Origin of the sequence: Gilliamella sp. B3172 (genome assembly GCF_026536465.1) — a bacterium.
Taxonomy (GTDB): Bacteria; Pseudomonadota; Gammaproteobacteria; order Enterobacterales; family Orbaceae; genus Gilliamella.
In genome coordinates this window covers 110640-123364 of sequence record NZ_JAFNOA010000006.1, presented here as the reverse complement: position 1 = coordinate 123364, position 12725 = coordinate 110640, and the positions used below count along the sequence as shown (strand labels likewise).

General features: G+C 37.4%; 8 protein-coding genes. 3 read left to right on the top strand and 5 right to left on the bottom strand.

Translation table 11 applies throughout. The features are described 5' to 3' along the window. Positions 1–52 precede the first annotated feature (52 nt). From J3U37_RS08210 to mfd, 3 genes are all read right to left on the bottom strand, one after another. Complete coding sequence (locus tag J3U37_RS08210; RefSeq protein WP_267374270.1) at positions 53–1525, bottom strand: YdgA family protein; 1473 nt, start codon at positions 1523–1525, stop codon at positions 53–55. A 345-nt stretch (positions 1526–1870) separates the two neighbouring features. Next, positions 1871–3427, bottom strand: a complete 1557-nt coding sequence (locus tag J3U37_RS08205; RefSeq protein WP_267374268.1) for a DUF945 family protein — start codon at positions 3425–3427, stop codon at positions 1871–1873. Positions 3428–3459: 32 nt separating this feature from the next. Continuing rightward, complete coding sequence (gene mfd / locus J3U37_RS08200) at positions 3460–6924, bottom strand: transcription-repair coupling factor (RefSeq protein ID WP_267374266.1); 3465 nt, start codon at positions 6922–6924, stop codon at positions 3460–3462. A 160-nt stretch (positions 6925–7084) separates the two neighbouring features. On the opposite strand from mfd, the gene lolC reads away from it, so the two are divergent. The 3 genes from lolC to lolE are packed head-to-tail and all read left to right on the top strand — an operon-like array spanning position 7085 to position 10239. After that, a complete protein-coding gene (gene lolC, locus J3U37_RS08195; protein ID WP_416380000.1) occupies positions 7085–8287 on the top strand; it encodes a lipoprotein-releasing ABC transporter permease subunit LolC in 1203 nt (400 codons plus the stop codon). Then, positions 8280–8996, top strand: coding sequence for a lipoprotein-releasing ABC transporter ATP-binding protein LolD (gene lolD / locus J3U37_RS08190; RefSeq protein ID WP_267374262.1), 717 nt, complete (start codon positions 8280–8282; stop codon positions 8994–8996). The genes lolC and lolD overlap by 8 nt, the downstream gene beginning before the upstream one ends. 1 nt (position 8997) lies before the next feature. Then, complete coding sequence (gene lolE / locus J3U37_RS08185) at positions 8998–10239, top strand: lipoprotein-releasing ABC transporter permease subunit LolE (protein ID WP_267374259.1); 1242 nt, start codon at positions 8998–9000, stop codon at positions 10237–10239. A 60-nt stretch (positions 10240–10299) separates the two neighbouring features. On the opposite strand, the gene J3U37_RS08180 is transcribed toward lolE, so the two are convergent. Next, complete coding sequence (locus J3U37_RS08180; protein ID WP_267374256.1) at positions 10300–11028, bottom strand: rhomboid family intramembrane serine protease; 729 nt, start codon at positions 11026–11028, stop codon at positions 10300–10302. Between the two features lie 64 nt (positions 11029–11092). Further along, entirely contained in the window at positions 11093–11590 is a 498-nt protein-coding gene (locus tag J3U37_RS08175) for a GNAT family N-acetyltransferase (RefSeq protein ID WP_416379999.1), read from the bottom strand. Positions 11591–12725 lie beyond the last annotated feature (1135 nt).

The window sequence follows — 12725 nt, the reverse complement described above, 5'->3', positions numbered from 1 at the left end:
TAAGCTAGTGGAATTGACGAGTGAATAAATTGAGGTACGGCGTTTAATGGAGTCATTGACTCGTTAATGCTTCTAATTCTTCTTTAGTAAATGTTTTACCATTCAACTTATACTCTTGATCTTTTATAATTGATATATTACTTGAAATACCATTGTCATCAACTTTAAACATAGGATTATCAGCGAAAGCCATTTTAGCCATAGTTGCTACCTGCATTCGGTTCATATCAACTTTATTTTGTGATATTTTCTCATCATTAGGCGATTCTATTTGTGTTTTCACTAATGCTATTACACTGAAAGGGATTTCAAGTTGTCCTTTAACTGTATCCCAATTTAGTATGTTATTAATATCTAGATCTTCTTCATCCACTTCATCAGCTGCTTTAAATAAGCCACTTATTTTTGCAACACCTGCTTCATTGTGCAAACTAATCTCATTGACAGTAATTTCTGAACCAATGGCAGTAGAATAACGATTTCTATCAAATTCTTTAGATAGATTTTTAACACTGAAGTCAAAAGTAAGATCACCTAAGTTTTGTTTTCCATATGTTGAAGAACCTACTTTCAATAACAATGAGCCATTGACTCTTTCCTTATCATCAATTTGTGTTTTTTGCTTTAATTGTAAATCACTGATAGAAAAGTTTGCGATTTGTCCCATCGTTAATGGACGCGGATCGACTTCAATTTTATCAATACTTGCTGTTACATCTTGGTGCTTTTCAAGTAAGTTAAACGTACCTTTTTGAGTAAAATTATGTATTTTCAGTAAAGGGATGCTATTAAATGCAGTGACTTTTACCTCATCAACTTTAAATTCAAATAGAAAATTTTGATGGTTTTCTGGCTGAATAGATAAACTCCAACCGTCGACTTTAATGTTATTTTTACCATTACTGTCACTAATGGTGACATCCAGGTCATCTAACTTTGTATTGACTTGCAAATCAGATAAATCAGAATTGCCTTTAACCGTTATTTCACCGCTACTAAATGCCAGTGAGTTTCCACTAGGGATTGCTGGAATGACATCTGAAGATAGATTGATTGCGCTAGAGACCAATTGTAATGTTAAAAATTCGCCATAAGTAATACCCAAATGACCTTTGTAAAAAGGCTTATTACCAGCAATCTTCCAAACTTCTGGCGATGTTTGTTCAGTAGGTTCAAATTCTACCCAAGCCATTTGTGGCAAAAAAGTACCTTTGCTTAACGCAGCAACAGGGAAAGGTCCATGATGAATCGTGATATTATCATCATATAATTTAACGCTACTGCCATCATCTAATGACGTTAGCATTACATTCATATGCATCTTAGTTGAAAAGAGGCCTTTTTCCGGTTGATTATGGGTGATAACGACATTGAACATTTCTTGAGAGTTGTTGAAATTTTTCGTAATTTCAGCAATTTTGTTGTCGAAATTATTTTCAATTACATTTCCTGTATACCATGATGTGCCGACATATCCAATGCCTAATACTGCAATAATACCAATAGCTAGTGTACTTTTTTTCATGTCAAATCTCTTTCATTTATAAAATTGTAAATTATTGTTCTTGTTTCTTAGCAAAATCCAAAATCAACGAACAAATTTATAACGCATTCAATTTGTTAAAGCTGATCGTTGGCAATTCTAAACGATTTAAGCCTATGAAGCGATAACTTTTTAAACCTTTGACAATGGGTAAGCCCTATTACTTTTACATTTTTATCGTTATAGAGAGGTGAATAGTGCGATCGGAAAATAATTGAGTAGGGGGGAGATTATTGGCTGTATAGGGGTATTTTTTACCATTTTTGCTGATTTTCAGCGATATTACGCCAATAATATTGGCGCAATAGGTTAAGGATGACTGTTTTTTTAATCATACACATTTGATTCGAAAAATTGTAAAAACTCTTCTTTTGATATGAAATGATTATTTAGCCTTATTTTATCTTTATTGCCATGAATTTCAATATCGCTATAAATGCCCGGGTTACTTCCTTGTTTGATATCGACAATCGGACTATCTTCAAGCTCATGTAACAGTGAGTCTATTATTTTGTTTGTCTCAAATAATTGTTCATCAGTGACATCACTCGAATCAGGATTTGACACTTGAGCAACAAAGCGATCTAAAACGGCAAATGGTGCTTCAAGTTTGATTTTTGTTAGAACAGTATCGTTTAAAAACGTCTTGATGCTCCCCAGACTTAATTGTTTAATTTTGAAAGAAAAATTTAAATCCCCTGCATCGGAATGAAAATTGAATATATTCAATGCAATGTTCGGATTGTTAGGGACACTAGCATGATTAGATTCAATCGCTCCAAGTCCTAATGAAACAAGTTTCCTGACAAACAAATCATTCGAATCTGAAAAATCGATATCGAATATCAATTTACCGAGGTGTTGTTGTCCATAATTGATTGACTCAATTTTCATTTGCAGGGAACCATTTGGCAGTTGATTATCGTTAGCTGCGCGGTAAATTTGCTTCAGGTCGATATTAGATAACACTAAATCCGGCTCCTCCTCAGATAACGAGACTAATTTATCCAAAGTGTTATGTATCTCTATATCCTTAGTTATGCCATTAACACGGCCTTTGGCTTTAAAATTTTCTAATTTCAAAATATCATAAAGCTCAACATCTACGGATAATGCATCTAGAGGAAATTCAGTAAGATCACGTTGAAATAGCTTGCCAATATTTATCTCAAAATCCTGTAAACCCAGACCATTAGGCGAGGAGAGAGAAGCTTCAAACTGAGAAATTGATAGTTTGTTTTCATTGTTGGCATTAATGCTGAAATTATCACTTTTTATGTTACCACCCATATCATGACCATGATTTTTGCTAAATAAATTGATGCTACTTTCACCATATTCTATTGTTACATCAGGGCTAAGTGACGGGATTTCATTATGTGTTAGTTCTCCCCCTTTGGTGATTAAATTAATTTGGTTATTGCTGTTATAGTCGATAGTTATATAACCAGTAAGTGGAGGCTGATTACCCGCTTTCTTCCAAAGATCAGGGTTCTTTTTTTCGGACATTTGATATTCAATCAAAGCGAGTTGAGGGGTAAAATTACCTTTAGCTAAGGCGGCAAGTGGAAAAGGTCCGTGGTGAATAGTTATATCATCTTCAAATAGGGTAAGTTGATCATCATCGCTAGCCTCCGATTGGTATTTAGGTTTTTGAGATAGCGTCACTTTTAAGTGAAATTTGCTCGAAAACAGATTTTTTTCGTAATCACTCTTAATCAGGTTAAATCTAACCGAACGTTTATTGCTGTTAAGATGCTTTGTAATAGCGGTTATCTGCTCATCGATATTATCTTCAATAAGGTTTCCCGAGTACCAAGTTGAGCCAACATAAGCTATGCCTAATACAGCAACTATCCCAATCGCGACTGATGCCTTCTTCATTATCATAATTCCTTATTTGTTGTTAAATTTCATTATGGATTTTCACGGTGCTTTGCAAAATCACTTAGTAAATTATTAATATAATCAATACGTTGATTTTGTTGTAACTCTTTTTGTTGTAATTTTAAACGGTTTGTTCCTTCGAGACGATAGTTTTTAGGCTCTTTTTGAATTAGTTCAATTAAATAATCGACCGAAACTTGGTTATTATTACCAAATTCTATATAACCACCTTTATCGCTAAATTCAATTTTTGTGATACCTAATTGGTTAGCATAATAACGGATTTTGGTTGTGGCTAATAAAAACACTGTTGCATCGGGTAATTGACCAAAGCGATCACGCATTTCAACTTGAATGTCGGTTAACTCATCAAGATTTTCAATACTCGCAATTCGCTTGTAGAGTGACAAACGGGTATTGACATCGGGGATGAAATCATCGGGAATTAAGGTTGGCAATCTTAACTCTACTTCAGTCTGTTGGCTATTAAGCAAGGATTCAAGCGTCGGCTCTTTGCCTTCTTTTAGGGATTTGACCGCATCTTCAAGCAATTCAATGTAAAGGTTAAAACCAATCGTTTCGATTTGCCCGCTTTGATCGCTACCCAGTAGTTCACCAGCGCCACGAATTTCAAGATCATGGGTGGCAAGTGCAAAACCGGCGCCTAAATCTTCTAAAGTGGCAATGGCATCAAGGCGTTTTTTCGCATCTTTACTCAGTAATTTAGGGTGAGGCGTTAATAAATAAGCGTAAGCTTGATGATAAGAGCGCCCAACACGACCTCGTAATTGATGCAATTGTGCTAAACCAAATTTATCGGCACGGTCAATAATTATTGTATTGGCATTGGGAATATCAATACCGGTTTCGACAATGGTTGTACAAACCAGTATGTTAAAACGTTGATGATGAAAATCATTCATCACCCGCTCTAAATCCCGTTCATGCATTTGACCATGACCAATGGTAATTCGAGCTTCCGGTACCAGTTGCGCCAGTTTTTCACTTACGCTTTCAATGTCTGATATATCATTATGTAAATAGTAGATCTGACCACCACGTAAAATTTCACGTAATATCGCTTCACGAATCACTAAATCATCGTATTCCCGAACAAATGTTTTCACAGCGAGTCGACGTGCTGGTGGCGTTGCGATGATTGACAAATCACGCATACCACTCATTGCCATATTAAGTGTACGTGGAATAGGGGTGGCCGTTAGCGTTAAAATATCGATATTGGCACGCATGGCTTTAATTCGTTCTTTTTGCCGAACACCAAAACGGTGCTCTTCATCGACAATAAGTAATCCAAGATCTTTCCATTTCACATCTTCTTGCAGTAATTTATGGGTGCCAATAACAATATCGACTTTACCTTCGCCCAACGCTTTAATAATTGCTTGTTGTTGTTTGGCGGTTTTGAAGCGAGATAAGCTTTCAATTCGAATTGGCCAATTAGCAAAACGGTCACAAAAACTCTCATAATGTTGCTCAGCAAGCAGGGTAGTTGGGACTAATACTGCTGCTTGTTTTTGGTTTATCACCGCTAAAAATGCGGCTCGAATAGCCACTTCGGTTTTACCAAAGCCAACATCGCCACACACTAAGCGATCCATGGCATATGGTGAACACATATCGCCAATAACGGCACCAATGGCATTTTGCTGATCTTCCGTTTCTTGATAGGGAAATGCACTGCAAAATAGTTCATACTGTTCACGGTCTTGTTTAAATTCAAATCCGGGTTTGCTCTCCCGCTCAGCATAAATATCCAGCAATTCGGCGGCAACATCCCGAACTTTTTCGGCGGCTTTTTGTCTGGCTTTACTCCATGCATCGGTGCCCAGTTTGTTTAGTGGGGCATTTTCTTCATCACCGCCTGAGTAGCGGCTAATTAAATTTAATGAAGATACCGGAACATAAAGCTTAGTGTCATTTGCATAAAGCAAGATAAGGTATTCGGCACTAATGCCACCGGTTTCTAACGTGGTGAGTCCGGCATATCGTCCAACCCCATGCTCAATATGCACAACCGGTTTACCGGGCGTTAATTCGGCTAAACTTCGAATCAAGCTATCAGTATTAATCGCTTGTTTATGCTCTTTTTTACGACGGATAATCCGCCGACCTAATAACTCGTTTTCGGTAATAAAGGCATAGTTTTGTTGTTCATCAATAAAGCCTTGCTCGCTGGCGCCAATCATCAAACAGAATCGGTTTTCAGTCTGGTTTAATTCAGTGAGTTGATCGATTGTTGTTGGGTGAATCCGAATACGACCAAGCACTTCTTGCAACGCCTCTTTGCGGCCTTGCGACTCGACCGAAAAGACAATTTTACCGTTAAAATCGTCAATAAATTGTTGAAAGTGTAAATAAGGATCTTTCTGTTGCATCGCAATGGCAATATCGGGCAAAGTGCGATAAGGCAGATTGATACTTTTCGCCGATTGTTTAAAGGCGGTATTAGAAACCACAATGCGGGGATAATTTTTTAAATAAGCAAATATTTCGTCGGTTTTAGACCAAATCGTCGTTGGCGCTAATAATGGTCGCATAGGATCGACACGGCGGCTTTCATATCGTTGCAAAATATCTTGCCAATACTTATTGGCGAATTGTTCAATGTTTGCCGTATTGATAATCAACGTATTATCTAAAAAATAGGAAAATAGTGGCGTTAACGGCTCACTAAAAAACAGTGCTTGCCAATACTCAATGCCGGTGGGCAAAATATTTTTACTCACTTGCTGGTAGATGCTTTCTGGCTCAAGTCTGACTTCAAATTGTTCACGCCACTGGCTGCGAAATAGCTCAATAGCCGATTTATCAAAAGGAAACTCGTGAGCCGGAAGTAATTGTATTTCGGTTATTTCATCTTGCGTGCGCTGTGTTTCGACATCAAAGGTTCGAATGCTATCAATTTCATCATCAAAAAAGTCAATCCGATACGGATTATCACTCCCCATAGGGAAAATATCAAACAGGGCGCCACGGGTTGCATATTCGCCGTGTTCCATAACCTGGCTGACAGATCGATAACCGGCATTTTCCAGCTGTAAACGTAGATTTTCACGGCTAATACTTAAGCCTTTTTTCATCATAAAGACATGCCCGCCTAAATAGCTTTGTGGGCAGACTTTTTGCATTAAGGTATTAATCGGTAAGATGAGTGCACCTTTAGTCAAATGTCCTAAATGATAAAGACACGATAAACGTTCCGATACAATATCTTGATGTGGTGAAAAACTGTCATAAGGTAAGGTTTCCCAATCGGGAAAGAATATCGACGGAAAGCGAGAAAATTGTTTTAGCTCCTCATTAATTCGGGTAGTTTGTTGCATATCATCGGTAATAATCACAACTAAGCCATTATGCGCTTCAATCACTTGCGCACACAGTTGAGATAATGATGAGCCAACAAGTTCACCCACTTGCTTGATATCACCGGATTTTTTAGGAATGATTGTCGAAATATTCATTATATTAGGCATGATAAGGTTAATTGATATCGTTGCGATAGTTATCGCAGGATTATAACGTAATTACGTGGTTGTTTTCTATATCTGTTTAATCCTGTATGATAAGCACTTTACATTCAACTCGTTAAGCTTTATCACAAAGTTTCAGGTATTGTATACGTTTATGTCAAAAATATTTCGCCCATTAGTGTTTTTTATTGGCTTGCGCTATGTCTACGGTCAAAAGACCGACGGCTTTGGCAGGTTTGTATCATGGCTGTCGATGATCGGCATTATGCTAGGTTCTATCGGTCTGATTGTTGTGTTATCGGTTATGAATGGACTTGAAGAACAGATGCAAAACAGTATTTTAAAGTTTTTTCCGCAAGCGCAAATTACCACACAACAAGGTCGACTCGATCCGGTTGCCTTTCCTTCATCACAATTTGGAAAAATTCCCGGCGTTAACCGCATTACGCCCTTAGTCACCGGTGATGTGATTTTACAAAGTGAGCATAGCATCACGGTTAGTACCTTAATGGGGATTAATGCTGAAGATAACGATCCGATTACGCACTATATCTACATGGGCGAGATTTCCGCACTTAAAGCCGGACAATATAATGTGATTTTAGGACAGAGCTTAGCTAATCAACTAGGCGTGGGATTGGGTGATAAAATTCGCTTAATGGTGACTGACGCCAGCCAAATTACGCCAATCGGTCGTATTCCTTCACAGCGGTTATTTAATGTTGTTGGGCTGTTTGCCGTCAATCATGATATCAATCAAGCATTAATTTATGTTAATCAAACCGATGCCAAAAATTTATTACGTTATCGTGGCAACGACATTACCAGTTGGCGGCTGTTTTTAGATAAACCATTAGATATTGCTTCAGTAGTCAGCGCACCATTACCGGACGGATTAGTCTTTAATGATTGGCGAGCTAAGCGAGGCGAGCTATTTCAAGCGGTTAAAATGGAAAAAAATGTTATGGGGTTACTCATTAGCTTAATTGTTATTGTGGCGGCATTTAATATTATCACCTCGCTGAGTTTATTAGTTATGGAAAAACAAGGCGAAGTTGCCATTTTGAAAACGCAAGGGCTGTCACGATTAAAAATCATGCTTATTTTTATTATTCAAGGTGCGACATCGGGCATTATTGGTACCTTGTTAGGCAGTACGATAGGATTGTTGATTGCGCTTTATCTCAATGAAATCATGCAAGTTTTAGGCTTATCGTTCGCCGGTATTTTGTTGCCGTCTTTGATTGAACCGACACAAATTATATTAATTATTTTTGGATTGCTTATGTTATCGTTAATTTCAACTATTTATCCTGCCTACCGTGCCGCTAATATTCAACCTGCCGAGGCTTTACGTTATGAATAATTCAGAAAAACTACTGTCAGCTAAAAATCTGTGTAAAACCTATCAAGAAGGCAAAATGGTGACAGAGGTGTTAAAAGATGTCACGTTTGATATCTATCCAAAATCATTAATGGCAATTATTGGTAGTTCCGGCTCAGGTAAAAGTACCTTGTTGCATCTGCTTGGCGGATTAGATCAACCGACATCGGGTGAAATTTTGTTTAAGTCGCAACAACTTAATCGGTTATCCGAGCAGGAAAAGGCGCAACTGCGTAATCAACAAATTGGATTTGTTTATCAATTTCATCACCTTTTACCCGATTTTACGGCGCTGGAAAATGTCGCTATGCCGCTTTTAATTGGTGGAGTAAAACCAAACGAAGCCAAACAACGGGCTATGACGATGCTTGAATCGGTTAATTTAGTTAAACGAGCCAATCATCGTCCGTCTGAACTGTCTGGCGGTGAGCGTCAGCGAGTGGCAATTGGGCGCGCGTTAATTAATAATCCGGCTTTAGTTATGGCTGATGAGCCAACCGGTAATCTCGATAAATCAACAGCCGATGCGATTTTTGATCTGCTTATCAAGTTAAACCGTGAACATGGTACCGCCTTTTTAGTGGTCACCCATGATTTAGCATTAGCAAACAAACTTGATAAACAGTTAATTATGAGTGACGGGCGATTAACTGAAAGCAGTGCAGCCAACACAAGTTTAATGGGTAATTAATATGATTTTATCTCTCTTTACCGCCATTAGATTTCGCCGAGGGCGCCGTAAAAGTGGCATGGTGTCGTTAATTTCAATTGTTTCAACCTTTAGTATTGCTATAGGTATAGCGGCGCTAATTATTGGTTTGAGTGCCATGAATGGCTTTGAGCGGGAACTGCATAATCGGGTTTTATCGGTTGTGCCGCACGGTCAATTATATCCGGAAATCGGTAACTTAGATAATTGGCGAGATATCCAACAAGAGCTAAAAGATAATAGCCCAAACATAGTTTCAAGCGCTCCTTTTGTCAGTTTTACCGGTTTGGTTGAAAACGGGATTAAGCTGGGGGCGGTCGAGGTGCAAGGGGTTGATCCGGTGCAAGAGCAACAAATCAGCGCTTTACCTAATTATGTTTTAAATGATAAATGGTCATCGTTTAAGGCAGACCAGCAACAAATTATCCTTGGATCTGGGTTAGCCAAAAGTTTAGCGGTGAGCGAAGGAGATTGGGTATCGTTATTAATTCCGGTATCAAGCGAACCGAATCAGCTTAAATCCCCGAGAAGGGTACGTTTACAAGTGCAAGGTATTTTAGAATTAAGTGGCAGTTTAAGTAATAATATCGCTTTAGTGCCGCTGAGTGATGCGCAAAATCTGCTGGATATGGGTGACAGTGTCACAGGTTTAATGATCAATGTGAATAATCTTTATCAAGCCAATCAGATCATCGGCCTGGCGGCATTAAATCTTAACGAAAATATGACCTTCAACAGTTGGGAAAACAGTTTCGGTTTTATGTATCGTGATATCCAAATGATCAGGCAAATTATGTATCTGGCAATGATTGTTGTGATTGGCGTTGCCTGTTTTAATATTGTCTCTACCTTAGTTATTGCGGTAAAAGATAAACAACGAGATATTGCGATTTTAAAAACCCTTGGTGCAACCAACCGCCTAATCAGACATATCTTTATTTGGTATGGGGTTATCTCAGGCTTGATCGGCAGTATCATTGGGGTGATTTTAGGGGTGCTAATGTCTTGGCAACTTTCAAACATAATGAAAGGGGTTGAGTCATTAATGGGGCATAAAATTTTGAACAGTAATATCTACTTTATCGATTTTTTACCGTCCGAAATTCATTTTCTTGATGTGTTAATTGTCTTTGTAACCGCGATGCTGTTAAGTTTAATTGCCAGTTATTATCCAGCCCGACGAGCGTGTAAAATCGATCCGGCACGTATTTTAAATAGCTTTTAATCGTCTGATTGATTTTAAAAAAAGGCGTTATTATTGATGTATATAACGCCTTTTTTTAGTTTAATAATAGTAGCGATAGTTAGCAGGAAATTGATAATCTAGATAAGCTAGATATAAACCTACGGCCGCTATTATAAAAATTATCCCAATAATGATATTTAATAAACTGCTAGAGTATTTAAACTTTCGTAGACATGCCGAAACTATCCCACCGAGTATAAATCCGGTTGCGGCACCGCCAATATGCGCCATATTATCGATAGACGGTAGCAAGCCGATTGCGGCGGTAAGCACTAAACTGACAATAATTGATTTTATTGGCAGCTGCTCCATATCAACGTGATTAACAAGTGAAAACGCCAGGAAAGCCGTAATAATACCTAAAATCGCTCCCGATGCCCCACAGCTAATCACAACCACATTTATTGTGGCAATATCACTGGCTAAACTGCCATAAAGTCCGGACAGAAAATAGATACCTAAAAAAGCAAAAGGTGGGATGACTCTTTCTAAAATGCTGCCGACACTCCATAAGGCAAGCATATTCATCGCTAAGTGGGTAACGCTAATATGGACAAAAAGATTGGTAAACATGCGCCAATATTGACCGGAGAAAGTCAATTGCGCAACATCCGCCCCCCAGTCAATCAAAAACGCGTTATCATGAGTGGTAAGTCCTCGACTATCAAGCATTCGGGATATAATAAAATAGGCAACATTTATTACCACAAGTGAGCTGGTAATTTTGGTTTGTTTGGCTAAAAAAAGTGTCTGTTTTAATAAACTCATAACGAAATAATCCTTTCAGATAAATCAGTAGAATAAAGCGATATCATTGTCAGTCAATAAACGGTTAATTTAGCGGCTTACCAAAAATGACTAAATCACGTGAAATACCGTCAAGTTCGGCAACATTTGGCAATAATCCCCATTGTTGATAGTGCATTTTTTTAAATAAATTGACACTGGCGGTGTTGTGTCCAAAAACAAAGCTAAGAATAGTGTTTATGCCTGCTTGCTGAGCAAATGCTTCAATCTTTGCCACCATTATTTGTCCGATTTTTTTACCTCTAAAATCCTGATGAAGATAGAGGCTGATCTCAACAGTTTTATCATAAGCCGGCCGACCATAAAATGATGACAAACTCACCCAGCCACAAGGTTGGTTGTGATATTTGATTAGCCAAAGGGGGCGATGTTGAGGATTGTGCTGGTTAAACCAATCGAGCCGACTTTCAACAGTAACCGGATTGATATCAGCCGTTACCGAACGACTGGCAATGGTTGAATTATACACATCAACAATAAAGGCTAAATCATCTAAAGTGGCATCACAGTATGTAATCATAATGAATCTAAAATTTGGACAGTGTGATTTATTGTAATTTGATTATCACAGGCAAGCAACCGAGAATATAAATCAATCTACTTGCCGAATTTGTCTGATTGGCTTTAACAACTTTAGGTAAGTGATATTGAGTGTATTAAACGCCCGGGACAAATCTCGTTACTTGACCCAAAGCCATAAACTTGCATTGAAATATCAATTGTTATTTTAAAAACGGTTTTATACTGAAACATGGGTATTTTCTGAAAGTTCTTGACAAGCTATTTTGAGGCGATAAAGTATTAATCTGATTTTCTAAATGCCTGTATCTGTTTCAAAGTAACGCTAAGGATAGGGTATTTAATCCGACAGAAATGGTTTTAAGCACATCGTTGATTTATTTTTTTATATAAGCTTTTATACTGAAACATAGGTATTTTCTGAAAGTTTTTGACAAGCAATTTTGGGGAAATTAAGTGTTAATCTGATTTTCTAAATGCCTGTATCTTTTTCAAAGTAACGCTAAGGATAGGGTATTTAATCTGGCAGAAATAGTTTTAAGCACATCGTTGATTTATTTTTTTATATAAGCTTTTATACTGAAACATAGGTATTTTCTGAAAGTTTTTGATAGGCTATTTTGAGGCGATTAAGTATTAATCTGATTTTCTAAATGCCTATATCTGTTTCAAAGGAACGCTAAGGATAGGGTATTTAATCTGGCAGAAATGGTTTTAAGCACATCATTGATTTATTTTTTTATATAAGCCTTTATACTGAAACATAGGTATTTTCTGAAAGTTCTTGTCAAGCTATTTTGGGGCGATTAAGTGTTAATCTGATTTTCTAAATGCCTATATCTGTTTCAAAGGAACGCTAAGGATAGGATAGTTAATCCGACAGAAATACTTTTAGGCACATCATTGATTCATCTTTTTAAAAACGTTTTTTACTAAAACATAGGTGTTTTCTGAAAGTTTTTGACAAACTATTTTGGGGAAATTAAGTGTTAATCTGATTTTCTAAATGCCTGTATCTGTTTCAAAGTAACGCTAAGGATAGGGTATTTAATCTGGCAGAAATGGTTTTAAGCACATCGTTGATTTTTTTTTATATAAGGTTTTATACTAAAACATAAGTATTTTCTGAAAGTTCTTGT

Bases quoted from the DNA above. Each gene is read 5' to 3' on its own strand.
- J3U37_RS08210 (WP_267374270.1), bottom strand. From the start codon at position 1,525: ATGAAAAAAAGTACACTAGCTATTGGTATTATTGCAGTATTAGGCATT.
- J3U37_RS08205 (WP_267374268.1), bottom strand. From the start codon at position 3,427: ATGAAGAAGGCATCAGTCGCGATTGGGATAGTTGCTGTATTAGGCATA.
- mfd (WP_267374266.1), bottom strand. From the start codon at position 6,924: ATGCCTAATATAATGAATATTTCGACAATCATTCCTAAAAAATCCGGT.
- lolD (WP_267374262.1), top strand. From the start codon at position 8,280: ATGAATAATTCAGAAAAACTACTGTCAGCTAAAAATCTGTGTAAAACC.
- lolE (WP_267374259.1), top strand. From the start codon at position 8,998: ATGATTTTATCTCTCTTTACCGCCATTAGATTTCGCCGAGGGCGCCGT.
- J3U37_RS08180 (WP_267374256.1), bottom strand. From the start codon at position 11,028: ATGAGTTTATTAAAACAGACACTTTTTTTAGCCAAACAAACCAAAATT.